This window comes from Neptuniibacter halophilus (assembly GCF_030295765.1).
In the GTDB taxonomy this organism is placed as follows: Bacteria; Pseudomonadota; Gammaproteobacteria; order Pseudomonadales; family Balneatricaceae; genus Neptuniibacter; species Neptuniibacter halophilus.
Window position 1 is genome coordinate 902,494 of the sequence record NZ_AP027292.1, and the last position, 26,864, is coordinate 929,357.

Below are 26,864 nucleotides of genomic sequence, written 5' to 3' on the forward strand. Positions count from 1 at the left end.
TCAGAGACCGGGAGACAGGCTCCCGGCCGACATCAGGCTTCGTAGAAGACAGAGCTGTCCTGCTGTTTCTGCAGATCTTTCAGGATCGCGGCTTCCTGAGTTTCATCGTTATCGCCGATCCGCTGCTCCATGTTGATACCCAGTTTACGGAACAACTGCACATCACGATGAGTTTCCGGGTTTGGCGTCGTCAGCAGACATTCACCGTAGAAGATTGAGTTAGCACCGGCAAAGAATGTCATCGCCTGCATCTCATCACTCATTTTCTCACGTCCTGCGGACAGACGAACATGAGAGGCCGGCATCATGATCCGTGCAACCGCGATGGTGCGGATAAAATCCAGATGATCCAGATCATCCACATTTTCCAGCGGCGTACCTGCTACTTTAACCAGCATGTTGATCGGAACACTTTCCGGCTGCACCGGCATGTTCGCCAACTGCATCAGCAATCCATAGCGATCCTGAGCGGTTTCACCCATACCGAGAATACCGCCACTGCAGATTTTCATCCCGGAATCACGCACATTCTGCAACGTATCCAGACGATCCTGATAGGTTCGCGTCGTAATAATTTTGTCGTAAAACTCAGGCGAGGTATCCAGATTGTGGTTGTAATAATCCAGACCGGCATCAGCAAGCTGACTGGCTTTATCCTGATCCAGCATGCCCAGTGTCATGCAGGTTTCCAGCCCCAGTGCTTTAACCTGCTTCACCATCTCAACCACGTAAGGCATGTCTTTATCTGCCGGGTGTTTCCAGGCTGCGCCCATACAGAAGCGGGTAGAACCGGTCGCCTTGGCTTTTTTAGCCTTTTCGATCACCTTTTCTACCTGCATCAGGCGCTCTTTTTCCAGACCGGTGTTGTAATGGCCGCTCTGCGGACAATATTTGCAATCTTCCGGACAAGCGCCGGTTTTGATCGACAACAGCGTGCTGACCTGCACCTCATTCGGATCAAAGTTCTGCCGGTGCACGCTGTGCGCCTGAAACATCAGATCGTTAAAAGGCAGTTCAAACAGAGCTTTAACCTCTGCCTCTGTCCAGTCATGACGAATGGCACCCAACTGTTGCATCTTGTCTTATCTCCGGGAAAATAGCCTGCAAGGCAGGAGGCCTTACCACAGCGTTTATTCTGAGTTGTATAGCCGCTCATTCTATCGGCACAGAGGGAGCTGTCAACCCATGAAAACACCACCGGTTAACCTTAGGTCATTTTTTGACCTGTGCATTTTATGTCATCGCCGCTTCCATCCTGAACCCGGCAGTATTATCAATCTCTGCCCGGACTGCCTGTCCGATCTGCCCTGGCTCAGAAGCTGCTGCTCACGCTGCGCACTGCCTCTCCAATCCCCTAACCAGAATACGCTGCTGTGCGCACACTGCATCAGCCATCCACCCAGCTTTGATCGCATTCAATCCCCATTCCACTACCGCTTCCCCATTGATCACCTGATCACCCAGACCAAATATCAGAAACAGACCTGCTATATCAGCACGCTTGCAGAACTACTGTGGCATCACTGCGACATCCCCGACAGTGCAGATGCACTGATACCGGTTCCGATGCATCCTTACAGCCTGATCAGACGGGGCTTTAATCAGGCAGATTTGCTGGCCCGGCAGCTCAGCCGGCTATCCGGGATTCCACTCGCCAGCCATCTGATCCGCAAAACCCGCACAACCCATGCGCAGATGGGACTGAACCGACAGCAGCGCCTGCGCAATCAGAAGGGAGCCTTTAACTGCAAGCGCTGCCCGGGGCTGCATCTGATTCTGATCGACGATGTAATGACCACCGGCGCGACACTGGAAACCCTCAGCCACAGCCTTAAAAAGGCTGGTGCCCGACGGGTTGAAGCGATTACCTGCGCCCGGACAGATCAGTTCTGAGCCGACAGATTGATTATTTCCCCTTTTAGATCAAGAATTAAGTTCCGTAATAACGATATCGGCCGCGCCTGAAGGTGCTGCCGACTGGGCGCAGCGCGAATAAGGAGTAGCGGATGAATCTGGGGCAGTTTGGAGACCTGGCTGGCGGCATCGGCCTGTTTTTGCTCGGTATGCACCTGATGACCAATGGCATGAAACAAGCCGCAGGGCAGGGCTTAAAACGCACCCTCCAGACAGCCACCAGCTCACCGCTGAAAGGGTTGCTTGCGGGCATTCTGATCACCGCGCTGGTGCAATCATCCAGCGCGGTTACCGTTGCCACCATCGGTTTCGTGAATGCCGGACTGTTACGACTGCGTCAGTCAATCACGGTGATATACGGCTGTAATATCGGTACCACCATGACCGGCTGGCTGGTTGCGCTGATCGGATTCAAACTCAAAATCAGCGCCTTTGCCCTGCCTTTGGTAGGTCTCGGTATGCTGATTAATCTCAGCGCCGGCGAAAACCGCCGCGGCCATTTTGGCATGGCCCTCGCCGGATTTGGCTTGTTTTTTATCGGACTGGATTTCCTCAAAGGCGCCTTCGACGGCCTTGAACAGCAACTGCCTCTGGAGCAGATCAGCCACGCGCCGGCAGGCCTCATCCTGTTCGTTGTGGCCGGATTTATCCTCACTTTCCTGATGCAGTCATCCTCGGCCGCCATGGCGATAACCCTCTCCCTGACCGCCGCAGGTGCAATCCCGCTTCCCTCTGCCGGCGCACTGGTGATCGGCGCGAATTTAGGTACAACATCCACAGCCATGCTTTCGGTTATTGGTGCCACGTCCAATGCCAAACGTATTGCTGCAGCCCATGTGCTGTTTAATTTGCTGACCGGTATCGTCGGATTACTGATTCTTTTCCTGCTCGCCGGTTTTGCCCCGTCACAGAATGAAAGTGCCAATCTGGTTGTGCTGCTGGCAGCGTTCCATACCCTGTTTAACCTGATGGGTGTCGTTTTGATGTGGCCCCTGACAGACCGGCTGGAACAATTTCTTCAGCGCCGCTTCCGTTCTCAGGAGGAGCAGTTAAGCCAGCCACGCTATCTGGATGATACCGTACTCGCATCACCCGCTCTGGCCATCGAAGCCATGAGCCGGGAACTCAGCCGGGTCAGTGAAATGACTTCGGCCATGGCACGTGCCGCCATCAGCGCTGAACCTTCAGAAGTCGCTAAGCTCAAAGCATGGACCACCAGCCTGCAAGGATTAAATGACCAGATAGGCCGCTACAATCAGAAAATAGCTTTGGCCAACCTCACCGAAGAGATCAGTGCAGCCCTGCCCGTTGCCATGCGCATCTCCCGCTACTACAGCGAAATTGCCCGACTCTCGGCCCTGATGCCCAAGTATTATCCGATCTTTGAGCAGATCACAGATCACTCGCTGCAAAAACTGCTCTATGAATACCAGCACGCAACAATTGAACTGATCGATAGCTGTGAAATTCATCCTCAGGTCGACAGCTCTGGGCTGGATAGCCGCCGCCTGATCCAGCAGATGGAAAAGCAATACCAGATACTGAAGTCTCATGTGATGGAAAGCAGTATCGCTGGCCGCATCAACCCGCAAGAGGGGATTGAATTACTCGAGGGGCTGAGTCATATTCACCGCCTCAGCGGTCAGGTTGAAAAAGCCTCGCGTTACTGGAGCAGCCTGACACCGATACAACCCCGCGAGCCGATCGCGGAGGCCGGATAACCATTGGAAAGCCCATGTCAGAGCCGTTTAGCTTTACCCCCGTTGCTACTGTCGCCAGTCCGTTCAAAGAGAAGTTTGGCATTCCCCGCCAGCCGGGGCTGGCCAGTAGCCTGATATCTCGCATTGTGTTGCAACCGGGATTTGATTCGGCGGACATGGTCCGCGGGCTCGAAGGCTGCAGTCATATCTGGCTATTATTCATCTTCAGTGAATGTGTCGACAAAGGCTGGCAACCCCTCGTCCGTCCGCCACGACTGGGCGGTAATAAAAAGCTCGGAGTCTTTGCAACCCGCTCGCCCTTCCGCCCCAATCCCGTTGGCCTGTCACCGGTCCGGTTGATTGCGATAGAGCAAGTGGCCGGCAAAGTGCAACTGGTGGTGAGCGGCGCCGATCTGCTGGATGGCACGCCGATCATCGATATCAAACCCTACCTGCCCTATTCGGATCGGATCGACGAAGCTGAATTTGAACTGGCCGGGGAGATCAGCACCCTTTCGCAACCGGTTATTTTTGCTGACGCTGCCGATGCTTTCCTCAGCCAGAAAGAACGGGAATCCGACTTACCACTGAGGCTTCAGATCAGCGAACTGCTTAAATGCGATCCACGACCCGCCTACAAAAAGAATACGGCCGAACAAAGCTATGGCGTCCGTCTGCACGACTTTAACATCCGCTTCCGTATTACCGATGAAGCCATTATCGTGGACAGCATAGCAGCAGAAGCTGAGCAGCAATGATTCACCTTCGCTTAAGCCGTCTTCCCCTATGCTGTGCATAAATTACTGACAGGATTCATTATGAAAACCATTCCCGGCCTGCTTCTGAGCAGCCTGTTGCTCTCACCCCTCGCCTCCGCTGACACTGACCTCAGTCAACTACAGCAGTGGCTGCAGCACCTCCCGGGCCTGCTCGAAGAGCGCAGTGAGACCGGGACCGCCTATCTGGATAACTACCTCCAATGCATGGATGACCAGCAGGCACTGAACAGCCAGCAGGATCCGACGGTTGGTCAGGTGATCGATAATATGCTGGATTCCACCAGCGCCTGCGCGCCGTTACTCGACGAGATGATCCGCTCCATGACCGATCAGGACCCCGACACACTCAGTGAATCAGAAAAACGGAAACTGCTGGAAAAAAGTCTCTGACCCTAAAGCCCTCCAGACAACACTGCTCAATCTTTGACCAAAGTCTAATAACCGAGTAAAATGCTGCGGCAATACAGGATCCCCTATTTCTTTCCTGCCGGGCATCGCTCAGGACGAGTCTTATGCCAGCCGACAGCGAATTTTGAGGCCACAATGACTAATACGTTCGACCATGTTGAAAACATGCTTGAGGAATCCAGTGCACTTTTCGAATGTTATCTGGAACGGGTGATGGAATCCGAAAGCATCAACGATCTGATCAGCGCTTCGCACTGGTACACAGACGCCGTTTTCAGCCTGATGACTTACCCGACCCAGCGGTAAGTCCAATTGATAAAAAAGGCCGCAAAAGCGGCCTTTTTTATGCAGCATCAGGACAAGGAACGAAAACGCTTAGCGATCCAGTAATCCAGACTGAACCAGCGACCACCTCCGGTAAAGAACAGGCTGAGCAGCATCACAAAATAGGTGATGGCAAACTCGATACCATTATTCAATATCACCACAGAACCTCGCCCGGTCAGCCAGTCATAATTGCCATACTCAGACAAAATACTTTTTGCCATACTCAGGCGCTCCTGCGCTTCCATTACCCGATCATTAGCCAGCCAGCTACTACCGTCTGCTATCGCCAGCCAGCCATTATCCCAGTGCACGGCAAACGCAGCGACCAGCATCGTCACCATCAGCGGGATACTGATCCAGCGAACGGCCAGACCCACGATTAACAGCATCCCCCCGACAAACTCAGCTCCCGCCGCAAGCGCCACCATCAGTTCAGGGAAAGGCAGCCCCAGCCCCCACTCCGGATTACCAAACCAGGCAGCACTGTCCTCGAAATTGGACAACTTATTCCACCCCGCCTGCAGCAGAACCGGTGCCAGATACAGACGCAATAAAAGAGGCGCCACCCCGTCCAGACAGCGGCTTTTATCCAGCCCGTCCTGCAGGCGATTGAAAAAATTCACGATCATATTCATTGATAAATCCTATCTGCTTCTCAGCGCAGGGTGCCGAGAATAATGCCTTTGGTACGCAGGTGTTCCAGCGTTTCTGCTCCGCCACGCAGTACCATCTCAGGATCAGGGTGCTGCATCTCTTCAGCTATCTGCAGCAACGCCTCACGTCCACTGAGGGCATCATCTTCATTTAACAGGTAGAGCAAACGCGCAGTGACCTGGTTAACCTCCATAAAATGGACCTGATCCTCACGATTCCTGTATGCGATCAGAAAAGTCGGGGCCTGCCCCGGCGCCTGCGGCTGAAACTCCGGGCCAATACCATGCACAGGAAACTGATAGCTGAGCAACCAGGCAAGCGGTGATTGCCGGGGATGACCCTGCAGTAAATCACCGTTAGCATCGACATCCTGAACAGGCAATTCAATCTCTGAGGCATCCAGCGCGAGCTCTACCCATTCATAGTGCAGCAGCTCTGCCAGAAATGGCGGATCTTCCGGTTCAGGCTGCCGCGCGTGACTGACGAAATCGATAAACTCTTCACCGATCTCGAGAAAATAAGGGGTCTGGCAGCGATGCTGATCAAGAAAGCTACGCACCAGCTTTAACCAGTAATCTTGCGATGATATTTTCTTCAGCACCGGGAAGTTTCCCGCCAGAAAGCCTTCTACATTATTAAAAAACAGTTCCCGGTAGATCCCCATACGCCGATCCTCAACCCCTTCCGGTGCTGACTGCGCATCAGGGTTGCGAATATGGCCCGCGAAGGCGTACTGTAATTGCTGAAATTCAGAACGATCAGGCGACGGTCTGGGCATGATTCAACTTCCACTGATTCTGATAGAAACGCACCTGATCCACCTCCTGCAACAGCTCAACCAGCGGCGGTATATTAAAATCCCGCTCCAGCAGCGTCGGCACCGGGCCAAAACAATCATAGGTATGCTGCAGCAGCGTCCAAACCGGTTGCACCACATCGGCACCATGGGTATCCACAATCAGATCCTCCGCCTCGTTATAGTGTCCGGCAATGTGCAGATACATGATCCGCTCCGCCGGCATTGACCGGATAAACGCCTGCGGGTCGTAACCATGATTAACACTGTTTACATAGACATTGTTAACGTCCAGCAGAAGGTCACAGTCCGCCTCCTCCAGCACTGCGAGGAGAAAATCCAGCTCACTCATCTCCGCTCCGGGTGCGGCATAGTAAGAGACATTTTCCATGGCAATACGCTGCTCCAGAAGATCCTGAACCTGACGGATTCGCGCCGCTACGTAGTGCACCGCTTCCTCGGTAAAAGGTATCGGCATCAGATCGTAAAGATGACCGTCATCCGAACAGTAACTCAGGTGCTCCGAGTAACCGCGAATATTATGTTCCCGAAGGAAGACTTTGAGGCGTTTAAGAAACTCAAAATCCAGTTCCGAAGGGCTACCGATAGAGAGCGAAAGACCATGTGCCATAAAAGGGTGCCGCTCGGTGTAGTGGCGTAACCACTTACCAAAACGCCCTCCCAGACCGATCCAGTTTTCCGGCGCAATTTCGAGAAAGTCAAAGGCCCCCGGCGCAGCCTCCTGCAAGGTATCAGCCATAGAACGTCTGAATCCCATTCCGGCGCCTGCTACCGGATAACTTTTTGCATCCGCGTCCATCTTGCCCCCGCACTGATTAAACTGAAGGCCCTGCATGGCAGGGCCTCTGTGGTTACACCGGATAGTTACTTAGAACCACCGCATTTACCTTCGCCACATTTACCTTCTTTCTTAGTTTTATCGCCGCCGCATTTGCCTTCGCGCTCAGCTTTATCACCACCACATTTACCTTCACCGCACTTGCCTTCTTTTTTGGCTTTATCACCGCCACATTTGCCTTCGCCGCATTTACCTTCTTTCTCGGCTTTTTTCTCAGCACCGCATCGGCCTTCACCACACTTGCCTTCTTTTTCCGCTTTTTTCTCAGCGCCGCACTTCCCTTCGCCACATTTTCCTTCACTGGCAGCCAACTGCTGGTTGTAACCGGAAGAGAGATCCGTCGTTGCAAACGGGTTCTCTGCAGCGGTCGCGATTGGTGCCGTTGCCATACCCGCAATAAACGCGGCGCCTACCGCAGCCACCATCGGTTTTACAGAAGATTGATTAGCCATTTTAAAACACCCCTAATGTCAGTTTGTTATCGTCTTGCTCTTGTTTATGTTTGCCAGAGCCTGTCACGAGCTCTTGCGGTTGAGACTCAGGAATTTTAATAAGGTTTCAAAAATTATTCTGAATTACCTTTACCTGTCATCCGAGTACCACAGATAGATTCCATGACTGATAAATGGTTCCATAAACTTTGGTCCAACCCTGAAGTTTGCTTGATCCCTTAGCTCAGGCAGGCTCTAATTAGCGGTTCGGCCTCAGGGCATTCATATCGGCAACGCAAGACATAAGGTCTGTACCATGATCAACAATCAGCAGGTTGAGTTCGACCAGCAACATATCTGGCACCCCTACTCATCGATGATCAATCCTCCTGCCGCTTATCCGGTGGAGTCCGCATCCGGGGTTCGGATCAAGCTCGCTGATGGCCGCGAGCTGATCGATGGCATGGCCTCCTGGTGGTCGGTGATTCATGGCTATAACCATCCACAACTGAATCAGGCTGCCCACGAACAGATCGACCGTATGGCACACGTGATGTTCGGTGGTCTGACTCACGAACCAGCCATTGAGCTGTGCCGTAAATTGGTCGAGATGACCCCCGCCAGACTTGATCGGGTTTTTCTCGCCGACTCAGGCTCTGTCGCCGTTGAAGTTGCACTGAAAATGGCGATCCAGTACTACCACGCGCAGGGGAAACCGCAGAAACATAAATTACTGACCATCCGCAACGGCTACCATGGAGACACGTTTGGCGCGATGTCAGTATGCGATCCGGTTACCGGCATGCATGAAATTTTCAGCGGCGTACTGCCAAAACACTTTTTTGCTCCGGCTCCTCAGATCGGCTTTTCGGACGCCTGGAGAGATGATGAGATCACTCCTCTGGCCAGTCTGCTGGCAGAAAACCACGGCCAGATCGCCGCATTGATACTCGAACCGATTGTGCAGGGTGCCGGGGGAATGCGCTTCTACTCCCCCACCTACCTGAAAAAAGCCCGTGAACTGTGCGATGAATACGATGTACTGTTGATTGCCGATGAGATCGCGACCGGGTTTGGCCGCACCGGCGCACTGTTTGCCTGTGAACACGCTGGCATTGAGCCGGATATTCTCTGTGTCGGCAAAGCACTGACCGGCGGTTACATGACACTGGCAGCCACGCTGACCAGCGCAAAAGTCGGCGAGACAATCTCCGCAGGCGGCGCGGGCTGTTTTATGCACGGCCCCACATTTATGGGTAACCCGCTGGCTTGCGCCGTGGCGAATCAGAGCCTGCAGCTTTTGCAGACCAACGACTGGCAGTCGAATGTCCTGCGGATTGAACAAGGCCTCATAGCCGGGCTTGCCGCCGCCACAGAGCTGGAGGCCGTCGCCGATGTTCGCTGCCTCGGTGCCATTGGTGTCATTGAGATGAAAGAGCCCGTCGTTACAACAGAGATACAGAAACTGTTTATTGAACGCGGCCTCTGGATTCGGCCGTTTGGAAAACTAGTCTACGTAATGCCGCCCTACGTGATGCAGGATGATGATCTGGATCTGCTCACCCGGGGCATGATTGATGCGATCGCCCACTACAGGAGATAGGAAGCGAACATGGCAAGAATAAAGATCGACATGCCGGAGAATTATATTTTCTCTACTGAACTACCGATCCGTATCAGTGATATCAACTACGGCGGTCACCTGAGTAACGATGCGATGCTCTCGATTGTGCATGAAGCGCGTATTCGTTTTCTCAACCAGTATCACTATGCTGAGCTGGACATTGAGGGCCTGGGTCTGATCATGACAGACTCTGCAATTGTTTATAAAGCGGAAGGCTTCCATGGCGATCAACTACAGATCGATGTAGCTGTGGGTGACTTCAATAAGTATGGCTGTGATATCTACTACCTGATCAGTAACAAGAAAACTGCTGTCGAAGTGGCCCACGCCAAAACTGGCGTTGTGTTCTTTGATTACGAGAAACGCAAAGTCAGCCCAATCCCCGAAGCATTCATGGATAAAGTGGTTAAATTGAGATAAACGGCGCCTAAAAGCCATAAAAAAGCCGCTAAGTGCGGCTTTTTTACATTCAGAGACTAGTCATCCATCCCAGCATACTGCGCGTAGACATCCGGCGCCAGATTCTCAAATTTAGTGTACTTACCGATAAAGGCCAGACGTGAGGTACCGATGGGACCGTTACGCTGCTTACCGATAATGATCTCCGCAACCCCTTTGTGCTCAGAGTCCTCGTTGTACACCTCGTCACGGTAGATAAACATGATCACATCGGCGTCCTGCTCGATCGCACCGGATTCACGCAGATCCGAGTTAACCGGACGTTTATTAGGCCGCTGCTCCAGCGTACGGTTAAGCTGCGACAGGGCCACCACCGGACACTCCAGCTCTTTGGCCACCGCCTTCAGGGAGCGGGAAATCTCTGAGATCTCCTGGGTACGGCTCTCAATACCCGGCGTTTTCATCTGCATCAACTGCAGGTAGTCGATCATGATCATCGCCAGATCGCCATGTTCACGTACAATACGTCGCGCCCGGGTACGCATCTCATTGGGGCTGATGCCGGCCTGATCGTCGATAAACAGCGGCTTGTCACGCAACATATTTACCGCGGTGGTCAGCTTAGGCCAATCTTCCTCTTCCAGCTTACCAGTACGTACCCGGGTCTGGTCGATCCGTCCCAGAGAGGACAACATACGTGTCATCAACTGCTCCGCGGGCATTTCCAGACTGAACACCAACACCGGCTTATCACTCGACATCAGCGCATTTTCAACCAGGTTCATGGCAAAGGTCGTTTTACCCATCGATGGACGGGCCGCAACGATAATCAGGTCAGAGGGCTGCAGACCAGAGGTTTTCTTATCCAGATCATCAAAACCTGTGGTCACACCGGTCATATCGCCATCACTGTTGAACATGGTGTCGATACGATCGACCGCCTTCTTCAGCAGCTCATTGACCCCTTCCGGGCCGCCCTGACTGGGACGATTCTCCGCGATCTGAAAGATCTTCTGCTCAGCTTCGTTAAGGATCTCTTCGGAGGTACGCCCCTCCGGGTGGAAAGCACCGTCTGCAATTTCGTTGGCAGCGGTAATCATCTGCCGTAACAGCGAGCGGTCACGGACGATTTCAGAGTAGGCGCGAATATTCGAGGCACTGGGGGTATTTTTAGCCAGTTCGATCAGGTAATCCAGACCTCCGGCGCTTTCCAGCTCTCCGGTCCGGTCCAGCTCCTCCGACAGGGTTACCACATCGATCGGATTACCATTATTCACCAGCTTGCGCATGGTACGGTAGATCTGACGGTGCTCCTGACGATAGAAGTTATCATCCAGCACCACCTCAGACACGGTATCCCAGGCGTTGTTATCCAGCATCAGACCGCCCAGAACAGACTGCTCCGCCTCCATCGAGTGGGGCGGCACCTTAATCTTGGCCAGATCGGCGTCTGTCAGTTCACTCTTTTCCATAATGTCCATCGGTCAAAAAACAAAAAAGCACTGCGGGCTGAGCCACGCAGTGCTTTATAGTACAGCAGTGTCTGACTGAAGACGATTACTCGCCTACAATTGCCAGCTTAACTGTTGCAGTAACTTCAGGGTGCAGCTGAACAGCGATGTCGAACTCACCGATAGCGCGCAGAGCGCCTTCTGGCAGACGAACTTCGCTCTTGCATACTTCTGCACCAGCAGCAGTGATTGCATCAGCGATATCGCGAGTACCGATAGAACCAAACAGTTTACCTTCATCGCCACATTTAGCAGTGATGGTCACTTCTTTTTCGTTCAGTACTTCAGCGCGAGCAGTCGCAGCAGCCAGCTTCTCAGCAGCAGCAGCTTCCAGTTCAGCACGACGTTCTTCAAACGCAGCAACGTTTGATGCAGTTGCAGGAACAGCTTTGCCCTGCGGTACCAGGTAGTTGCGACCGAAACCGCTTTTTACGGAAACTTTGTCACCGAGGTTACCCAGCTTACCAATTTTTTCGAGCAGAATAACTTCCATCTCGTAAACCTCTTTTGTTCTGCAATCTAATTGCAGTCCTAGTTCTTGACCGGTATCCGTGCCCGGATATCAACAAAACTGTCGATAAGGGCCGCCAATACCAGTAGCGTAATCACATACGGTCCTACAAAGATGATCGCCATATAAAAGGCCACCAGCCAGGACCTGCCTAAATCACGTTTTGCCAGACTGCCATGCACCAATGCGAAACCCGCAAAGATCCAGGGTAGCAATAACAGTGGTAACCAGCGCATAAAGTCGAGCTCCAACTGGTAACTCAACAACACGACCAGTAACAGCGCTCCGCTGAAGGATGGCGGTAGTTTCAACTGATGAAACTCCTGCCTGAACCCGCCCGGATTGTACAAGCCGGACTGCCAGGAACGCGCCATGATCAAACTGAGCAGCATGATCGCTGTATGCACCGAACCCAATCCACCTAACAGCAGCAACCGGAGTCGCTCTCTGTCGAGGCTGACCTCAGCAGACGGGGCCGCCGACTGTGAAAGAAACTTTTCTGTCGCTTCAATCACCTGACCGAGAACACCGTCGAGCACTGTTTCCAGCCCCAGACCGGCCAGTGCCCCGATCGGCAGTGCTATCATCAGCACTTTCGCCCAGGACACGGTTTCCCGTAATGCGACAGCAAGCAAATAAGCGCCTGTTATCACAGCCAGTGGTGTCGGATCTCCACTGTATGCCCAAGCTCCGGCAGGCAATAACACCCACAACAGAACTCCGGCACCATCGCCCGGCCCCTTACGCAGGGTCACCAGAGCAACAGTTGCTGCACTCACCCAGTAAAGCAGTGGCAGCAAGGCGGCAATAACCGCCACAAAAGCCGCTTGTTTGCGGCCTTTCATGACCAGTTCGGCCAAGGCACGCATAGGCGACTCTCCTACCTAATTACTGATGACCATCAGTGTAAGGCAGCAGCGCTACGAAACGAGCACGCTTGATAGCAGTTGCCAGCTGACGCTGGTAACGCGCTTTAGTACCAGTGATGCGGCTAGGTACGATTTTGCCAGTTTCGGTGATGTAACCTTTCAGAGTGTCCAGATCTTTGTAATCGATCTCTTGAACACCTTCAGCCGTAAAACGGCAGAACTTACGACGGCGGAAAAAACGAGCCATTGTATCTCTCCTCAGAATTAATATTACTCAGCAGAAGCTTCTTCAGAAGCTTCAGCAGCAGGTGCTGCTTCTTCGGCTGGTTTTTCAGCAGCTTTCTCTTCACGACGTGGCTTACGCTCTTCGCGGGATTCAGCAGCTTTGATTGGAGAGATCTCAGTGATCGCTTCTTTACGACGGATAACCATGTTACGCAGAACAGCGTCGTTGTAACGGAACAGGTTTTCCAGCTCATCCAGAGTTTCCTGACCACATTCGATGTTCATCAGGACATAGTGTGCTTTGTGAGCATTGTTGATTGGGTAAGCCAACTGACGGCGGCCCCAGTCTTCCAGACGATGAATTTTGCCTTCAGCACCTTCGATCAGAGAGGTGTAACGCTCAACCATCGCAGAAACCTGCTCACTCTGGTTCGGGTGAACCAGAAATACGATTTCATAATGACGCATTTTAGCTCCTTTCGGGTTAATAGCCCCCTTCCGCACCATGCGAAAGGCAGCAAGGAGATTGGAAATAGTTCTCCAAAGGACGCGTAATTCTACGCACCTTGCAAGTCGGTTGCAAGTTATGCCTACAGATTAATCAACGGCTTCGAGAGAGGAGGTCACCTGATGCACCAGAATATAAGCCCCCAGCTTTTCACCCTGGGTATCGTACAGCGGCCGGCCACTGACCTGAGCCCGCTTGCGTTCACCCAGAGCAGAAACAATCAGAACGTCCTGATTGGTAACGGTTTCGCCTGCCAACGCCCGGAAGATCGGCCACTGCTGTTTATCCAGCGGCTGCTCACCCTCAGGATCAAACAACCGGAACGGTGTATCCTCAAAGCGCTCCAGGCGCGCATCCTCCGGTAATCCACGTAATTTATTCATCACCCGGTTGGAGTAAATAAAGCGCCCTTCCAGATCACAAACCACGACACCGCTGTCAATATTGGCCAGCACCGCTTCCATAAAGCTGGCCTGCTGGGTCAGGTGGCGCTTCAACTGTTCGTTTTTCTGCTGATTTTCATTCAGGAACGCCACCATACCGGCAAACGCCCGGGTGGTTTCCTCAATATCATGGAACATACTACTGCCGGCATCAATATCCACCTCAAGCTGGCCCTTTTTCACCGCCTCGACATTCTTCTGCAAAGCCTTAATCGGACGCGACAGAGAACGGGCAAACATCACCCCGATAATCAGGCTGGCCAGCGTGATGGCGGCGGCCAGCAACAGATTCAGGCGCTGATTCTGTTTGATCTCATCAAGAAAATCATCTTCCGGTACATAGATCCCCAGCAGCCAGGGCCAGTTATCCGAAAACGGCGTGAATACCGCATGGAACACTTTGTTGTCGTAGCCAAAACTGGTGTTTTCGGCGCGGTTCAGTACATACCACCCCGGCGACCGGTTGAGGGATGCCACTGCCGCTTCTGCAGCCGGGTTGCCCAACTCACCAACCCGCAGCAGACGACGGGAGGTACTGGTAACAGGCTGACTTCCCCCCTCGGCCTGACGGTAGGCAATCACATCGCCATTATTGTTCAGTATCAGCGCGGAGGAGTGCTCACTCAACTCCAGATAACCGAGAAAATCCGAGAGTGCAGACAGGTCAATATCAACCCCCACTACCCCTGTCACGCCGCCCTCTTCGTTAAAGACAGGGCTGGCGACAGTGATACCCGGCGTTTTGGAGGTAAAAAACAGGTAGGGGTCGGTCCAGACCTGCTTGCGCTCGCTGACCGCTTTGGTGAACCAGGGACGAGTACGCGGATCAAAGTCATCGCCGGGATCTTGTTTACTTTGTACCAGCACCTGCTGCTCATCGAACCAGCGATTGGTTACTTCACGCTCACCGATCTCAGTCTCGATAATGCGCTTGATCTGGTAAGCGCCAACCTCCTGACTGCGGCGGACAAAATAGAAATCCCCCTCCAGATTGCCGTAATAGATGCCGGCAATATGTGGGTAGAGCAACAGTTGCTCAAAAAAATACTGCTCCATCTCCCGCGGCTTTTCTGCACTGACCACCTGATGCCGGGCCAGATTCTGGGTCAGGCTGACCGCGGACCGGGCTGGCGAAAGAAATTCCTCTGAACGGTGAATCACCTCACGGGACAGGTTGCGCATCAATTTCTGCGCGTGGCCGATCAGTACCTGCTCCGTACTGACATAGGAGGAGATCAAAATAACCGCCACCGTCACGACCTGCAGACCGATAATCCCCAGCGCCAGTGTTTTCGATATAGATAATCTCATCATCTTCCAACCAGAGAAAACCCGGCTTTCCATTAACCGGGTAGAACAATATTTAATTCAGCAAGTTACCCTGAAAACCAGATTAAATCAGGGCCAATCAAGAATCGCCCTACTATAACCTATTTTTAAAGGGGGCAGAAAAAAAGCGCCCTGCGGCGCTTTTCTCTTCAACTCAGCGGTAAGCCGGATCATTCAACTTCAACAATCTCGAAGCTGTGGCTGATCTCAACACCACCCTTTTCCAGCATGATGGAAGCTGAGCAGTATTGCTCTGCGGAAAGCTTTACCGCACGCTCCACCTTTTTTTCGTTCAGACCACGGCCGGAGACGACAAACTTAACGTGAATTTTAGTAAACACCGAAGGCACAGCATCTGCTCGCTCCGCTTCAATCTCAGCAACACAATCCACCACATCCTGCCGGGTTTTCTTCAGGATGCCGATCACGTCATAGCTGGTACACCCACCGAGACCGAGCAGCATCAGCTCCATCGGCCGCGGCCCCTGTTTCAGCTCGCCATCGATCATGACGTCAAACCCGGAACCGGTGGTTCCCTGAAAACGGACATCACCATCCCATTTGACTTTGGCACTCATACCCATGATTTATTCCTTACTGAAACAGTTCGTTTAATTTCTGACCCGGCTCTTCAGCGCGCATAAATGCCTCGCCCACCAGGAAGCTGTTGACATGATGTTCACGCATCGCCCGCACATCGTCACGGCTGTGAATTCCGCTTTCGGTCACCACGATACGGTCTTCCGGGATCTGCGCCAGCAGTTCATAGGTATTATTGAGCGTCACCTCAAAGGTATGCAGATTGCGGTTATTGATACCAACCAGACGATTGTTCAGGGGTAAAGCCCGCGCAAGCTCATCTGCACCATGCACCTCGATCAATACATCCATCCCCAGCTCGATGGCCAGTCCGTTCAGATCGGCCATCTGCTGATCTTCCAGCGCAGCAACAATCAACAGGATGCAATCAGCACCGATCGCTCGCGCTTCATAGACCTGATAAGGATCGACAATAAAGTCTTTACGGATTACCGGCAGGGAACAGGCAGCACGCGCTTCCATCAGGTAGGACTCAGCGCCCTGAAAATAGTCTTTATCGGTCAGCACCGAGAGGCAACTCGCGCCGCCCTGCTCATAGGAGCGGGCGATAGCCGCAGGGTCAAACGGATCTCGCAGCAACCCTTTCGAGGGGCTGGCCTTCTTTGCTTCAGCAATCACCGCAGAACGACCCGCCGCCAGGCTGCGGGCCATACTGTCGGTAAACCCGCGAGGATCAAATTCACTACCCTGCTGCGCAGCAATCTGTGCTTTCAGATCAGCGATGGAGACCTTTGGCTGGCGCTCAGCCACCTCTTCAGCTTTGCGCGCCAGAATCTTTTTCAGAATCGTCGGAGTATCCGTCATGATTTAACCTTTAAATGCCTGACTGAACTCAGCCAGCTCTTTCATTTTGGCGGCAGCCGCACCGCTGAGAATAGTCTCATGCGCTAACGCCACACCGGCTTTCAGATCATCCACCAGGTCGGCCGCATACAGTGCAGCGCCGGCGTTAAGTGCGATCATATCTGCCGCTTTTGCATGCTTGCCGGCAAAGGCAGCCTCAATCAGCTCGAGGCTTTCAGCCGCGCTGCTCACCTGCAAACCTTCCAGTGACTGTTTATCCAACCCGGCATCTTCAGCATTGATGGTGTATTCGGAGATTTCGCCATCTTTAAGTTCAGCCACAAAGGTACTGCCTGCCAGACTGATCTCATCCAACCCTTCGGTTGCATGCACCACCAGCACATGTTTTGCGCCCAGCGTGCGCAGCACCTCAGCCAGAGGGCGGCAAAGCTTTTCATTAAAAACACCAAGCAGATAATGTCGCGCACCTGCCGGGTTTGTCAGCGGACCGAGCACATTGAACAACGTCCGCAGCGCCGTTTCTTTACGCGGGCCGATCGCATATTTCATGGCACTGTGATGCTGCGGCGCAAACATAAAGCCAAGGCCAACCTGCTCAATACACTGTGCAATCTGCTCCGGATTCAACTCAAGATTGATCCCCGCCGCTTCGAGCAGGTCCGCAGCGCCCGAACTGGAAGAGACCGAGCGGTTGCCATGCTTAGCCACATGCCCACCGGCGGCTGCGACAACAAAAGAACAGGCACTGGAGACATTGAACAGATTGGCACCATCACCGCCGGTTCCGACAATATCCACCGCATTTTCCACACTGATCTCAACCGGCGTGGCCAGTTGCCGCATCACATCTGCGGCGCCTGCAATCTCATCGACGGTCTCCCCTTTCATACGCAGCGCTACCAGCAAAGCGCCAATCTGCGCATCGGTCGCGTTACCGGTCATAATCTGCTGCATGACCGCTTTCATGTCATCTGTTGACAGATCCTGATGATCTACCACCAGTGCCAGCGCTTGTTTGATATCCATGAATACTACCCTTGTGCTTTACTGCGTTTGAGGAAATTAGCCAGCAGGTCATGCCCCTGCTCTGTAAGAATCGACTCCGGATGGAACTGAACCCCTTCGATATCCAGGGTTTTATGCCGCACCCCCATGATCTCATCCAGATTACCTGCATCATCCTGCGTCCAGGAGGTGACTTCCAGACAGTCCGGCAGAGTCGACTGCTCAATTACCAGTGAGTGATAACGGGTCACCTCTACCGGGTTATTCAAGCCCTCAAAAACCCCATTATCATGATGATAAACGGGCGATGTTTTACCGTGCATCACCTGTTTGGCACGCACAATATGCCCGCCAAAAGCCTGACCAATACTCTGATGGCCAAGGCAGATACCCAGAATGGGCAGTTTCCCGGCAAAATGCTTGATCGCCGCAACCGAAACACCGGCTTCGTTCGGGGTACAGGGGCCCGGTGAGATCACCAGATGATCCGGATTCAGGGCTTCGATCTGCTCTACCGTAATCTCATCGTTACGGTAAACCTGCACATCGGCGCCCAGTTCGCCCAGATACTGGACAACGTTATAGGTAAAAGAGTCGTAGTTATCAATCATCAACAACATTATTCGGTCCTCAGGCCGCATTTCGCGCGCCTCTAACAATTCGGATTGGATCTCGGAGCCCGTTACAGGTTATCCAGCCCCTTCTCAACCATGGCCACGGCACTGAATACTGCCCGCCCTTTATTCATGGTCTCTTTCCATTCCAAACGTGGCACTGAATCTGCCACAACCCCCGCGCCGGCCTGAATGTGCAGGAGGTCATCTTTAATCACAGCGGTACGAATGGCGATCGCGGTATCCATATTACCATTCCAGGAGAGGTAGCCTACCGCGCCGCCATATACACCCCGTTTAACCGGTTCCACTTCATCGATAATCTCCATCGCCCGGACTTTCGGTGCACCGCTGAGCGTACCCGCCGGCAAGGTGGCACGCAGAACATCCATCGACGATACATCCGGCTTCAGGCGACCGTTAACATTGGAGACGATATGCATCACATGGGAGTAGCGTTCAATCACCATCTTATCGGTCAGTTCGACACCGCCGATTTCAGCAACCCGGCCTACGTCGTTCCGACCGAGATCAATCAGCATCAGGTGCTCAGCGATCTCTTTCGGATCAGCCAGCAGCTCCCTCTCCATTGCCAGATCTTCCTCAGCGGTTTTACCGCGCTTACGGGTTCCCGCAATCGGTCGCACACTCACCTGACCGTCTTCAACCCGGGCAAGGATTTCCGGTGATGAACCCACCACATGAAAATCATCCAGATTCAGCACATACATATAAGGTGAGGGATTCAGGCAGCGCAGGGCGCGATAAAGATCCAGCGGATCGCGCTTAAACGGAATCGACATACGCTGCGAGATAACGCACTGCATGATATCCCCATCCAGCACATAGTCTTTCAGCTTAACAACAGCATCTTTAAATGCCTGCTCACCAAAACTGGATTTAAACTCTGCCTCGGCCACTTCGCGCTGTTCATCACCCGCCGTCTCGACATAAGGCGTTGCTACACGCAGCTCTGTAACCAACTGATCCAGACGCTGCTGAGCCTTTTCATAAGCCCCCGCTTCAGCGGGATCAGCATGGCAGATCAGGATCAACTTACCGGCCAGGTTATCAAACACGACCACTTCATCGGAGACCATCAGCAGAATATCCGGCGTGCCGATCACATCTTCCGGGCAGCTATCCTTGAGTCGCTTCTCGACATAACGGACACAGTCATAGCCGAAGTACCCGACCAGACCACCGTTAAAGCGAGGCATCCCCTCCAGCTCGGCCACCCGATAACGCTGCAGGAAAGACTCCACGTAATCCAGCGGATCATCCATCTGGCAGGTTTCGATAACCTCGCCATCCTGTTCAACAGAGATCTGATCCTCATACACTTTGAGAATGGTTCTGCAGGGCAGGCCGATCATGGAGTAACGCCCCCATTTCTCTCCACCTTCAACAGATTCCAGCAGGTAGCTGTATGGCCCATTGGCCAGCTTTTTATAGGTCGACAGCGGGGTATCCAGATCCGCCAGTACTTCACGGGTTACAGGGATACGGTTGTAATCTTGTGCGGCCAGTTCCGCAAACTGTTCGGGGGTCATTTTTATCTCTCACAATGCCAGCAAATAATGGTGTTAGCGTGCTGAGCAGACAAAAATGAGGAGGTAGGATCAGGTACAGCCAAAGTAGCTGATTAGCCGGGAGCGGCAGTGAACTATACGCTACGCGATAATCCAACCTGCCTGCATCTGTGTCTGCCGGGTTGAATCAGACACGCCATCGCCATCGCTCTCCGACAAAGGGGAAACGATCAATTGCTGCATCAGTTTTTACGGTTGCTGTAGCAAATGGCATCACGGCAGGCTTAGTTAAAATTCACGAATAGCCAAACCTTATAGCAGCGGTCAATCTGAATCAACCGCTGCTATCAGTTAAATCAGGCTTTTTTCCTGTTATCAGCCGCTTTGGTACCAAAAAGCAGTAACAGATAACCCAGTATCGCCGAAGCAAAAGAACCGATAAGCACAGCCAGCTTATCCGCCGAGTTGAACAGCGCTTCCATTCCCTCAAACGCCAGTGAGTCGATAAACAGACTCATGGTAAAACCGATACCGGTCAACACCGCTACGGCATACAGCGACAGCCAGGTACTGCCCTCGGGTTTCTTACACCAGCCAACGCCAATGGCCACCGCACTGAACAGAAATACACCCAGTTGTTTACCCAGGAACAATCCCAGCATTATTCCCATCGGCACAGGCTCCGCCAGCTTCTCGAGTGACATCCCCGCCAGAGCGACGCCGGCATTGGCGAAGGCAAACAACGGCAGAATCATAAATGCCACCCAGGGGTGCAACGCATGCTCCAGAGTTTCCAGCGGAGAGTAACCCGGATTTTTCTTGTCACTCATAGGTATTGCAAAGGCCAGCACAACCCCGGCCAGCGTGGCATGCACGCCCGACTTCAGAACGCTGACCCAGAGCACTGTACCTACCAGCACATAGGCAGCGATACGCATGACGCCAAGACGATTCATCAGAATAAGCGCGACCACCGCAGCCGAGGCCACCATCAGCGATTCCACTGAAAGGTCAACGGTATAAAACAGGGCGATAATAATGATCGCGCCCAGGTCATCGATAATCGCCAGTGTCATCAGAAACAGCTTTAACGATACAGGCACACGGGAGCCCAGCAGGGAGAGCACACCCAGTGCAAAGGCAATATCGGTCGCGGTCGGAATCGCCCAGCCGCGCATGGCGGTTTCATCCCCCATATTGAAGAAGACATACACCAGAGCGGGCACCGCCATACCACCAATCGCCGCCACGCCCGGCAGGACGATCTGCTCAGGTTTAGAAAGCTGGCCGGTCAGCACTTCGCGCTTTACCTCGAGCCCGACCAGAAAGAAGAAAACCGCCATCAGGCCATCGTTAATCCACAACAACAGCGGTTTGGCCAACTGCAGACTCCCGACTCTTACCTCGACCGGCAGTTGTAACACCGCGTGGTAATACTGATCTAACACGGTATTGGCCATCAGCATCGCCAGCAGCATGGCAAATATCAGCAAGATCCCACCTGATGATTCGTGCTTGATAAACGACTGAATAAACGTAGTCATTAAGTTCCTCCAGAACAAACCCGGCTTGCACACAAAGTTGAGCGCAAAAAAAAGCCCCGACAAAGCGGGGCATACAAGTGCTGTGATAAGAACCTGCTATGTTTCTGACTCTGAAAACCTAGCAGTACAAGTCATTAAATGGGGGATGACCTGTGAGCTGTGGTTAGGATAGAAAAACGCCAGAACCAAAAAAAATCGATTTTAATTAACAATAAACTCGATTTTTTCGATCTATGCCAATTTTCAGTCCAGCAACTGCTCCAATCCTGTCAGCACCTTATCCGGTTCAGCCAGCGCAATGCTGACTCCGTGGTTGTAACCGTAGGGAACACAGGCAATCGGACAACCGGCTGCCCGGGCAGCTTTCACATCGTGAACTGAATCACCAACCATCAGGGTGGACTCTGCAGTTGCCTGACAACGGCTCATTGCCTCCAGCAGAGGCATGGGATGGGGTTTCTTTTCAGCCAGACTGTCCCCCCCGATGACCACCGAGAAGTAATCCCGCAAGCCAAAGCCCTGCAACATGGTTTCGGTAAAGCTGATGGGTTTATTGGTAATCAACCCAAGGCTGATGCCCCGGGCCCTCAAACCGGAAAGACAGACCTCAACACCGGGATAAAGCTGACTATGCTCGGCCGTAGCTTCGGCGTAAAAATCAAGAAACCGCTGATAGGCAATATCAAACAGATCGCCATCGACCTCGCCATAGTCGACAGCCCCTGCCAACGCTCTTTTAACCAGAACCGCAGCGCCGTTGCCCACCCAGTGACTGACCGCTTCCTCACCTGCCGGGGGACGATTCAGGCTGAGCAGCATCCGATCCACCGCCCGGCTCAGATCAGGCACACTGTCGACCAGCGTACCATCCAGATCAAACAGGACCAGTTCAGGTTCATTTCCGGAGAAAAGATCACGCATGTTTTATTTCACCTGTGCCAGTTGCTCTCGCATCTGAGCGATAGTCGCTGCGTAATCATCCGTATTGAAAATGGCCGATCCCGCAACGAACGTATCCGCACCTGCCTCAGCGATCTCGCGAATATTACCGATACCGACTCCCCCATCGATTTCCAGGCGGATATCGTAGCCACTGTCATCGATAATTTTCCGCGCCTGACGCAGCTTATCCAGAGTACCGGGAATAAATTTCTGACCGCCAAAACCCGGGTTAACCGACATCAGCAAAATCATATCCACTTTATCCAGTACATACTCCAGATGGCTCAGCGGCGTCGCCGGATTAAATACCAGTCCCGACTTACAGCCGCCATCGCGGATCATCTGCAGGGAACGATCCACATGCTCTGAACCTTCCGGGTGAAAGGTAATGTAAGACGCGCCCGCTTCAATAAAGTCACCAATAATACGATCCACGGGTTTGACCATCAGATGGACATCGATCGGTGCCGTGATGCCGTGCTTGCGCAATGCGCTGCACACCATAGGCCCAATCGTCAGGTTCGGCACATAGTGGTTGTCCATCACGTCAAAATGAACAATATCCGCACCTGCGGCAAGAACGTTCTCCACCTCTTCGCCGAGACGGGCAAAGTCAGCAGAAAGAATAGAGGGCGCAATTTTAAAGTCAGCCATGAAATCCACATCCGGTCATTTGGTTTGCGGCCATTTTACCGGAGCGGGCAACTTGCTGTCAGCCCACTTCTTTCCCATAATCGGGCACATGAAACTGATCGTCTCTACCTTATCCCTTACGCTGGCACTCAGCACCCTGACACTGGCCGCTGATGAAACTGACAGCGCAGCAAGCGTAGCCAGTGGTGCGCAGGCCAGCAACGCCCCCGTGGAACGGACAGAACCCAATCCGGAGCGCAACCGACTGAGCAATCTGGCCCTGACATCCGATCCACTGACCGAAGTCCTGCAACTGGACACCGGCAAAGACGGAGAGCAGCTACTGGCGTTCTACCGGACAGAGGGAACCGGCATCACGCAGGGCGGAGTCATTCTGTTCCCGGATGAACAAACCCATATGGACTGGCCTGACGACCTTAGCCACCTGCGCCAGGGGCTGTCAGACCACGGCTGGTATACCCTTGCCCTGTACCTGCCAGACAGTGGAATCAACCCCTTGCCAGAGAGAACCCTGCCGGTGCTCTCTGCCATCAAAGTCGCCAGCAGCCAGGCACAACCCAGCGCCCCCCTGAGCGACGCAGAAGAGGGAGGTACACCCGATACCGCCGAGAATGCCTCTGCACCTGCAGAGAACACGCCAGACAGCGCAGCGGAAGAAACCAAAGAACCGGAAGAAGCCTATCAGGAGAAAGTCTACCGATTGGGCAGCACGGCTATCACTCACCTGAAACAACAGGGCCCGGAACTGGATCGGTTTATTGTATTAGGCGTCGGCAGTGGCGCAGTCTGGGCCGCTGACTTTGTCAGAAAATATCAGGAACAGGAGGAGCTGCGTCTGGTCATGATTGATGCGCGTCAGCCCCGGATCAACGCAGCCCCGGATCTGCTGACAGTTCTGCCTGAGATCAACAGCACCATGATCGATCTTTACCATGGACAGCCGGTTTCACTTCAGCAAGACACCAACAATTCGGCAGAACAACGCCTGCGTCTGGCACGGCATAAACGACTCAACAATTTTCATCAGAGCCGCCTGCCGGTCGCAACGGAAAACTGGAAAAAAGACAGCCGCTGGCTGGTGAAGCAGGTAAGAGGGCTGATCCGCACCTACATTGTCACTGCCGAAAAGGAAGCGCGCGAAAGAAAGCTTAATGCCGGGAGCGAAACCATGGAAAAAGGACCGGGCTGAGTACTTTCTCAGCCCTTACGGGAGGCCCGGATGCGCTCGTAGGCCGCTTGAATCTCCTGAGACTTTTCCTTCGCCAGCTCAATCATCTCCTCAGGCAAGCCTTTCGAAACCAGCTTATCCGGATGATGCTGACTCATCTGACGACGGTAAGCCTTCTTCACCTCCGCATCCGTAGCGGTTTCATCGACCCCAAGCACGGCATATGCATCCTTGAGCAGCACCGCGCTATCAACACCCGCCTGACCATGCTGATAAAAATCCCGTTGCGCTTTGACCCGGGCGATGACCTCTTCAACCCCTTCAGCACCGAAATCCAGCAACTGGCATACCTGATCGATCAGGCGCATCTCTGATTCACTCACCTCACCATCGGCCATCGCTGCCTGCAGCTGAATTTCAACAAACATCAACTTAACCGAAGGACGATGCCGTAACATAAGCGCCAGCGGCTTCAGTACTTTCTCCAGCTCAAATTCAGGCGCTTTACCCTGGGTAAAATATTCAATCGCCTCGCGTCGACGTGCCTCATCCAGACGCATCTGGGCCATAACATCCCGGGCAAACTGGATCTCATTCTCGGTGACCCGACCATCCGCTTTGGCCAGCTTCCCCATGACGCTGAAGGTAGCCCGAAAAAACACCGCCTGAGGATTAGCGGCCTTCACCGCCCCACTCAGTCCCCGGCCGATCAGAAAACCCAGCGCCCCACCAAACAGCAATCCCCAAAACCCACCCGAGAGCAAACCTACGGCGGCGCCAAGGATAATTGAGGTCGAGTGCTGTTTGATTCCGGCCGCTAACTCAGCGCCTTTTTCCTGTGGATCATAGGCCATCGATCTTGTGCTCCAACACTAACTGATTAATCTCTTCCAGACGCTGCGGCGTCCCCACATCTGCCCAGTAACCCCGATAGAGTTCACCACTGAGCTGCCCCTCAGCAATGGCCTGACGTAGCAAAGGCGCCAGCGGACAAGGCAGCTCCGGTGGCAGATCCTGAAACAGAGACAACGGCAGACGACTGATACCACTGAACGTCCATTTCTCGCCGTGATCAACCGTGACCCTGCCTTCCTGTAAATAAAAATCACCATGCGGATTGTGCCCGGGGTTCTCCACCAGCACCAGATGCCCCGGTTTTTGCTGATTTTCCAGCAGCCGGGCAAACGGGTAATTGGTAAAAACATCGCCGTTAACCAACACAAGCTGATCAGCACCGTTTTCAGCCAGCAAAGGCAGCGCCTTACGGATACCTCCCGCGGTCTCCAGCGGTTCACCTTCAGCCGAGTAGACTATCTCTGCGCCGAAACGCTCGCCGTCTCCCAGATACGTCTCAATCTGCTCACCTAACCAGGCATGGTTAATCACAATCTGACGGATACCCGCCTGCGCCAGCCGCCGAATGTGGTATTCGATCAGAGGCATTCCGGCCACGGTTAACAGAGGCTTAGGCGTTGTCAGCGTCAGTGGCCGCATCCGGGTACCCAGACCCGCGGCCAGAATCATCGCTTTCACAGAGTCGTCCACTCAGTCAGCAGGTCATCAGCAAAATAGTCACTGCGGCGCATGGCGGGCAACACTTCCATCACCAACCATCCCCCTACCGGCTTCAGCGACTCATAACGCCCACAGACCGTAATCAGATAATTCAGGGTTCGCGGAATATCCTCCAGATAACCGGATTTACCATCCCGGATATGCAACCGGGCAAAGATACCGATCGCTTTACAATGACGCTGTGCGCCCATGAGGTCAAACCAACGCCGGAAATGCCCGACATCAGGCATCATCTGCCCCTGAGCAATCAACGCCTGACGATAATCATCAACCCAGGCATAGACCTGCTCTTCGGGCCAGTCGATGTAGCAATCCCGCAGCAGGGAGACAAGATCATAGGTCACCGGTCCCTTCACCGCATCCTGAAAGTCAATGATCCCCGGCGGCAGCCCTTCGCGATACATCAGGTTGCGCGAGTGATAATCCCGATGCACAAAAACCCGGGGCTGCTCCAGCGCCGCATCAATCAGATAATTAAACAGCAGATCGACCAGATGCTTCTGCTCCGGTGTCATAGAAATACCCAGCAGTTGCTGCAGGAACCAATCCCGGAACAGCTCCACCTCACGCTGCAAAAGCGCCTCATCATAATCCGGCAACGGCTGACCGGGACGCGGCTGGCAATCTTTCATCTGTAGCAGTGTCGACAGCGCATCGGCGTACAAACGGTCGACCGTAGCCGGATTCAGTTGCGGGAGATAAAGCTGATCGCCAAAATCAGACAGCAGCATAAAACCCTGTTCCAGATCCGCTTCATAGATATGCGGCACACTGATCCCCTGTGCTTCGAGCGCACGGGCAACATCCACAAACGGCCGGCTGTCTTCTTTTTCCGGCGGCGCATCCACCGCGATCCAGCTTTGACCGCCGGATAACGCCCGAAAATAACGCCGGAAACTGGCATCACCGGAAACCGGCTCCAGAGACCACTGATCCCCGTCAAACTCCGCGAACTTTACCAACACCTGTTCCAGCCAGGCCTTTAACTCTGCTAATCGCTGATCCATTCAGCCACTTCCCAAACTCTGAAATTTGCGCGCTATTATGACACTGCAACGGCCCAAAAAGGTAGATTTCCCCGGTTACAGTTAACAGACTACCCTTGGCAGAAAAAGCCGTATAAGCTCTACAATCGGTGC

Annotated in this window: 30 protein-coding genes; 8 read left to right on the plus strand and 22 right to left on the minus strand. The window is 53.3% G+C overall.

Features of this window, described 5'->3' with window-relative positions; all coding sequences use genetic code 11:
- Positions 1–32: 32 nt before the first annotated feature.
- The gene (gene bioB, locus QUD59_RS04195) at positions 33–1,076 is read right to left on the minus strand and encodes a biotin synthase BioB (RefSeq protein ID WP_286239804.1); all 1,044 of its coding nucleotides are present in this window, start codon (positions 1,074–1,076) and stop codon (positions 33–35) included.
- A 109-nt stretch (positions 1,077–1,185) separates the two neighbouring features.
- On the opposite strand from bioB, the gene QUD59_RS04200 reads away from it, so the two are divergent.
- From QUD59_RS04200 to QUD59_RS04220, 5 genes are all read left to right on the plus strand, one after another.
- Entirely contained in the window at positions 1,186–1,893 is a 708-nt protein-coding gene (locus QUD59_RS04200) for a ComFC family protein (protein WP_286239805.1), read from the plus strand.
- 113 nt (positions 1,894–2,006) lie between these two features.
- Complete coding sequence (locus QUD59_RS04205) at positions 2,007–3,635, plus strand: Na/Pi cotransporter family protein (RefSeq protein ID WP_286239807.1); 1,629 nt, start codon at positions 2,007–2,009, stop codon at positions 3,633–3,635.
- Between the two features lie 14 nt (positions 3,636–3,649).
- On the plus strand, positions 3,650–4,372 hold the full coding sequence (gene tsaA / locus QUD59_RS04210; protein ID WP_286239808.1) for a tRNA (N6-threonylcarbamoyladenosine(37)-N6)-methyltransferase TrmO: 723 nt from the start codon (positions 3,650–3,652) through the stop codon (positions 4,370–4,372).
- Positions 4,373–4,432: 60 nt separating this feature from the next.
- On the plus strand, positions 4,433–4,783 hold the full coding sequence (locus tag QUD59_RS04215) for a hypothetical protein (protein ID WP_286239809.1): 351 nt from the start codon (positions 4,433–4,435) through the stop codon (positions 4,781–4,783).
- Between the two features lie 153 nt (positions 4,784–4,936).
- Positions 4,937–5,107 carry a hypothetical protein gene (locus QUD59_RS04220; protein ID WP_286239810.1) on the plus strand — a complete coding sequence of 57 codons (171 nt, stop codon included), beginning with the start codon at positions 4,937–4,939 and terminating at the stop codon, positions 5,105–5,107.
- A gap of 47 nt (positions 5,108–5,154) precedes the next feature.
- Here the strand turns inward: QUD59_RS04220 and QUD59_RS04225 are convergent, their stop codons facing one another.
- The 4 genes from QUD59_RS04225 to QUD59_RS04240 all read right to left on the minus strand — a co-directional run bounded on the left by QUD59_RS04225 (position 5,155) and on the right by QUD59_RS04240 (position 7,889).
- On the minus strand, positions 5,155–5,757 hold the full coding sequence (locus QUD59_RS04225; RefSeq protein ID WP_286240989.1) for an HvfX family Cu-binding RiPP maturation protein: 603 nt from the start codon (positions 5,755–5,757) through the stop codon (positions 5,155–5,157).
- Positions 5,758–5,783: 26 nt separating this feature from the next.
- Positions 5,784–6,560 (minus strand): HvfC family RiPP maturation protein, encoded by a 777-nt coding sequence (locus QUD59_RS04230; protein WP_286239811.1) that lies wholly within the window; start codon positions 6,558–6,560, stop codon positions 5,784–5,786.
- Positions 6,541–7,398 (minus strand): HvfB family MNIO-type RiPP peptide maturase, encoded by an 858-nt coding sequence (locus QUD59_RS04235; RefSeq protein ID WP_286239813.1) that lies wholly within the window; start codon positions 7,396–7,398, stop codon positions 6,541–6,543. The genes QUD59_RS04230 and QUD59_RS04235 overlap by 20 nt, the downstream gene beginning before the upstream one ends.
- A 65-nt stretch (positions 7,399–7,463) precedes the next feature.
- Complete coding sequence (locus QUD59_RS04240) at positions 7,464–7,889, minus strand: HvfA family oxazolone/thioamide-modified RiPP metallophore (protein ID WP_286239814.1); 426 nt, start codon at positions 7,887–7,889, stop codon at positions 7,464–7,466.
- A 295-nt stretch (positions 7,890–8,184) separates the two neighbouring features.
- Between QUD59_RS04240 and bioA the strand changes: the two genes are divergently transcribed.
- Positions 8,185–9,471 carry an adenosylmethionine--8-amino-7-oxononanoate transaminase gene (gene bioA, locus QUD59_RS04245; RefSeq protein WP_286239815.1) on the plus strand — a complete coding sequence of 429 codons (1,287 nt, stop codon included), beginning with the start codon at positions 8,185–8,187 and terminating at the stop codon, positions 9,469–9,471.
- 9 nt (positions 9,472–9,480) lie between these two features.
- Complete coding sequence (locus QUD59_RS04250) at positions 9,481–9,912, plus strand: acyl-CoA thioesterase (protein WP_286239818.1); 432 nt, start codon at positions 9,481–9,483, stop codon at positions 9,910–9,912.
- Between the two features lie 56 nt (positions 9,913–9,968).
- Here QUD59_RS04250 and dnaB read toward each other — a convergent pair whose 3' ends face one another.
- From dnaB to rpe, 14 genes are all read right to left on the minus strand, one after another.
- Positions 9,969–11,363: a replicative DNA helicase gene (gene dnaB / locus QUD59_RS04255; protein WP_286239819.1), complete on the minus strand. Its 1,395-nt coding sequence runs from the start codon at positions 11,361–11,363 to the stop codon at positions 9,969–9,971.
- 85 nt (positions 11,364–11,448) lie between these two features.
- Positions 11,449–11,895, minus strand: a complete 447-nt coding sequence (rplI, locus tag QUD59_RS04260) for a 50S ribosomal protein L9 (protein ID WP_286239821.1) — start codon at positions 11,893–11,895, stop codon at positions 11,449–11,451.
- 38 nt (positions 11,896–11,933) lie between these two features.
- Entirely contained in the window at positions 11,934–12,782 is an 849-nt protein-coding gene (locus QUD59_RS04265; protein ID WP_286239822.1) for a hypothetical protein, read from the minus strand.
- 19 nt (positions 12,783–12,801) lie between these two features.
- Positions 12,802–13,029 carry a 30S ribosomal protein S18 gene (rpsR, locus tag QUD59_RS04270; protein ID WP_286239823.1) on the minus strand — a complete coding sequence of 76 codons (228 nt, stop codon included), beginning with the start codon at positions 13,027–13,029 and terminating at the stop codon, positions 12,802–12,804.
- A gap of 23 nt (positions 13,030–13,052) precedes the next feature.
- The gene (gene rpsF / locus QUD59_RS04275) at positions 13,053–13,475 is read right to left on the minus strand and encodes a 30S ribosomal protein S6 (protein ID WP_286239824.1); all 423 of its coding nucleotides are present in this window, start codon (positions 13,473–13,475) and stop codon (positions 13,053–13,055) included.
- A gap of 129 nt (positions 13,476–13,604) precedes the next feature.
- Positions 13,605–15,272, minus strand: coding sequence for a cache domain-containing protein (locus QUD59_RS04280; RefSeq protein WP_286239826.1), 1,668 nt, complete (start codon positions 15,270–15,272; stop codon positions 13,605–13,607).
- Between the two features lie 185 nt (positions 15,273–15,457).
- Entirely contained in the window at positions 15,458–15,865 is a 408-nt protein-coding gene (locus QUD59_RS04285; protein ID WP_434025552.1) for an OsmC family protein, read from the minus strand.
- A gap of 16 nt (positions 15,866–15,881) precedes the next feature.
- Positions 15,882–16,691: an indole-3-glycerol phosphate synthase TrpC gene (gene trpC / locus QUD59_RS04290; protein ID WP_286239829.1), complete on the minus strand. Its 810-nt coding sequence runs from the start codon at positions 16,689–16,691 to the stop codon at positions 15,882–15,884.
- Positions 16,692–16,694: 3 nt separating this feature from the next.
- Positions 16,695–17,717, minus strand: coding sequence for an anthranilate phosphoribosyltransferase (gene trpD / locus QUD59_RS04295; RefSeq protein ID WP_286239830.1), 1,023 nt, complete (start codon positions 17,715–17,717; stop codon positions 16,695–16,697).
- A gap of 5 nt (positions 17,718–17,722) precedes the next feature.
- Positions 17,723–18,316 carry an aminodeoxychorismate/anthranilate synthase component II gene (locus QUD59_RS04300; protein ID WP_286239831.1) on the minus strand — a complete coding sequence of 198 codons (594 nt, stop codon included), beginning with the start codon at positions 18,314–18,316 and terminating at the stop codon, positions 17,723–17,725.
- Between the two features lie 62 nt (positions 18,317–18,378).
- Positions 18,379–19,863: an anthranilate synthase component I gene (gene trpE / locus QUD59_RS04305; protein ID WP_286239832.1), complete on the minus strand. Its 1,485-nt coding sequence runs from the start codon at positions 19,861–19,863 to the stop codon at positions 18,379–18,381.
- Between the two features lie 335 nt (positions 19,864–20,198).
- Positions 20,199–21,386, minus strand: coding sequence for a Na+/H+ antiporter NhaA (nhaA, locus tag QUD59_RS04310; RefSeq protein WP_286239834.1), 1,188 nt, complete (start codon positions 21,384–21,386; stop codon positions 20,199–20,201).
- 243 nt (positions 21,387–21,629) lie between these two features.
- Complete coding sequence (locus tag QUD59_RS04315; protein ID WP_286239835.1) at positions 21,630–22,307, minus strand: phosphoglycolate phosphatase; 678 nt, start codon at positions 22,305–22,307, stop codon at positions 21,630–21,632.
- 3 nt (positions 22,308–22,310) lie between these two features.
- Entirely contained in the window at positions 22,311–22,982 is a 672-nt protein-coding gene (rpe, locus tag QUD59_RS04320) for a ribulose-phosphate 3-epimerase (protein ID WP_286239836.1), read from the minus strand.
- A gap of 88 nt (positions 22,983–23,070) precedes the next feature.
- On the opposite strand from rpe, the gene QUD59_RS04325 reads away from it, so the two are divergent.
- On the plus strand, positions 23,071–24,171 hold the full coding sequence (locus tag QUD59_RS04325; protein WP_286239837.1) for a DUF3530 family protein: 1,101 nt from the start codon (positions 23,071–23,073) through the stop codon (positions 24,169–24,171).
- Between the two features lie 8 nt (positions 24,172–24,179).
- Here QUD59_RS04325 and djlA read toward each other — a convergent pair whose 3' ends face one another.
- Genes djlA through QUD59_RS04340 form a run of 3 tightly spaced genes read right to left on the minus strand, consistent with a single transcriptional unit; the run spans position 24,180 to position 26,732 of the window.
- On the minus strand, positions 24,180–25,004 hold the full coding sequence (gene djlA / locus QUD59_RS04330; protein ID WP_286239838.1) for a co-chaperone DjlA: 825 nt from the start codon (positions 25,002–25,004) through the stop codon (positions 24,180–24,182).
- The gene (gene murU, locus QUD59_RS04335) at positions 24,994–25,674 is read right to left on the minus strand and encodes an N-acetylmuramate alpha-1-phosphate uridylyltransferase MurU (RefSeq protein WP_350227803.1); all 681 of its coding nucleotides are present in this window, start codon (positions 25,672–25,674) and stop codon (positions 24,994–24,996) included. Before murU ends, djlA begins: the two co-directional genes overlap by 11 nt.
- 5 nt (positions 25,675–25,679) lie before the next feature.
- A complete protein-coding gene (locus tag QUD59_RS04340; protein ID WP_286239841.1) occupies positions 25,680–26,732 on the minus strand; it encodes an aminoglycoside phosphotransferase family protein in 1,053 nt (350 codons plus the stop codon).
- Positions 26,733–26,864 lie beyond the last annotated feature (132 nt).

Bases quoted from the DNA above. Each gene is read 5' to 3' on its own strand.
- bioB (WP_286239804.1), bottom strand. From the start codon at position 1,076: ATGCAACAGTTGGGTGCCATTCGTCATGACTGGACAGAGGCAGAGGTT.
- QUD59_RS04200 (WP_286239805.1), top strand. From the start codon at position 1,186: ATGAAAACACCACCGGTTAACCTTAGGTCATTTTTTGACCTGTGCATT.
- QUD59_RS04205 (WP_286239807.1), top strand. From the start codon at position 2,007: ATGAATCTGGGGCAGTTTGGAGACCTGGCTGGCGGCATCGGCCTGTTT.
- tsaA (WP_286239808.1), top strand. From the start codon at position 3,650: ATGTCAGAGCCGTTTAGCTTTACCCCCGTTGCTACTGTCGCCAGTCCG.
- QUD59_RS04215 (WP_286239809.1), top strand. From the start codon at position 4,433: ATGAAAACCATTCCCGGCCTGCTTCTGAGCAGCCTGTTGCTCTCACCC.
- QUD59_RS04220 (WP_286239810.1), top strand. From the start codon at position 4,937: ATGACTAATACGTTCGACCATGTTGAAAACATGCTTGAGGAATCCAGT.
- QUD59_RS04225 (WP_286240989.1), bottom strand. From the start codon at position 5,757: ATGATCGTGAATTTTTTCAATCGCCTGCAGGACGGGCTGGATAAAAGC.
- QUD59_RS04230 (WP_286239811.1), bottom strand. From the start codon at position 6,560: ATGCCCAGACCGTCGCCTGATCGTTCTGAATTTCAGCAATTACAGTAC.
- QUD59_RS04235 (WP_286239813.1), bottom strand. From the start codon at position 7,398: ATGGACGCGGATGCAAAAAGTTATCCGGTAGCAGGCGCCGGAATGGGA.
- QUD59_RS04240 (WP_286239814.1), bottom strand. From the start codon at position 7,889: ATGGCTAATCAATCTTCTGTAAAACCGATGGTGGCTGCGGTAGGCGCC.
- bioA (WP_286239815.1), top strand. From the start codon at position 8,185: ATGATCAACAATCAGCAGGTTGAGTTCGACCAGCAACATATCTGGCAC.
- QUD59_RS04250 (WP_286239818.1), top strand. From the start codon at position 9,481: ATGGCAAGAATAAAGATCGACATGCCGGAGAATTATATTTTCTCTACT.
- dnaB (WP_286239819.1), bottom strand. From the start codon at position 11,363: ATGGAAAAGAGTGAACTGACAGACGCCGATCTGGCCAAGATTAAGGTG.
- rplI (WP_286239821.1), bottom strand. From the start codon at position 11,895: ATGGAAGTTATTCTGCTCGAAAAAATTGGTAAGCTGGGTAACCTCGGT.
- QUD59_RS04265 (WP_286239822.1), bottom strand. From the start codon at position 12,782: ATGCGTGCCTTGGCCGAACTGGTCATGAAAGGCCGCAAACAAGCGGCT.
- rpsR (WP_286239823.1), bottom strand. From the start codon at position 13,029: ATGGCTCGTTTTTTCCGCCGTCGTAAGTTCTGCCGTTTTACGGCTGAA.
- rpsF (WP_286239824.1), bottom strand. From the start codon at position 13,475: ATGCGTCATTATGAAATCGTATTTCTGGTTCACCCGAACCAGAGTGAG.
- QUD59_RS04280 (WP_286239826.1), bottom strand. From the start codon at position 15,272: ATGATGAGATTATCTATATCGAAAACACTGGCGCTGGGGATTATCGGT.
- QUD59_RS04285 (WP_434025552.1), bottom strand. From the start codon at position 15,865: ATGAGTGCCAAAGTCAAATGGGATGGTGATGTCCGTTTTCAGGGAACC.
- trpC (WP_286239829.1), bottom strand. From the start codon at position 16,691: ATGACGGATACTCCGACGATTCTGAAAAAGATTCTGGCGCGCAAAGCT.
- trpD (WP_286239830.1), bottom strand. From the start codon at position 17,717: ATGGATATCAAACAAGCGCTGGCACTGGTGGTAGATCATCAGGATCTG.
- QUD59_RS04300 (WP_286239831.1), bottom strand. From the start codon at position 18,316: ATGTTGTTGATGATTGATAACTACGACTCTTTTACCTATAACGTTGTC.
- trpE (WP_286239832.1), bottom strand. From the start codon at position 19,863: ATGACCCCCGAACAGTTTGCGGAACTGGCCGCACAAGATTACAACCGT.
- nhaA (WP_286239834.1), bottom strand. From the start codon at position 21,386: ATGACTACGTTTATTCAGTCGTTTATCAAGCACGAATCATCAGGTGGG.
- QUD59_RS04315 (WP_286239835.1), bottom strand. From the start codon at position 22,307: ATGCGTGATCTTTTCTCCGGAAATGAACCTGAACTGGTCCTGTTTGAT.
- rpe (WP_286239836.1), bottom strand. From the start codon at position 22,982: ATGGCTGACTTTAAAATTGCGCCCTCTATTCTTTCTGCTGACTTTGCC.
- QUD59_RS04325 (WP_286239837.1), top strand. From the start codon at position 23,071: ATGAAACTGATCGTCTCTACCTTATCCCTTACGCTGGCACTCAGCACC.
- djlA (WP_286239838.1), bottom strand. From the start codon at position 25,004: ATGGCCTATGATCCACAGGAAAAAGGCGCTGAGTTAGCGGCCGGAATC.
- murU (WP_350227803.1), bottom strand. From the start codon at position 25,674: ATGATTCTGGCCGCGGGTCTGGGTACCCGGATGCGGCCACTGACGCTG.
- QUD59_RS04340 (WP_286239841.1), bottom strand. From the start codon at position 26,732: ATGGATCAGCGATTAGCAGAGTTAAAGGCCTGGCTGGAACAGGTGTTG.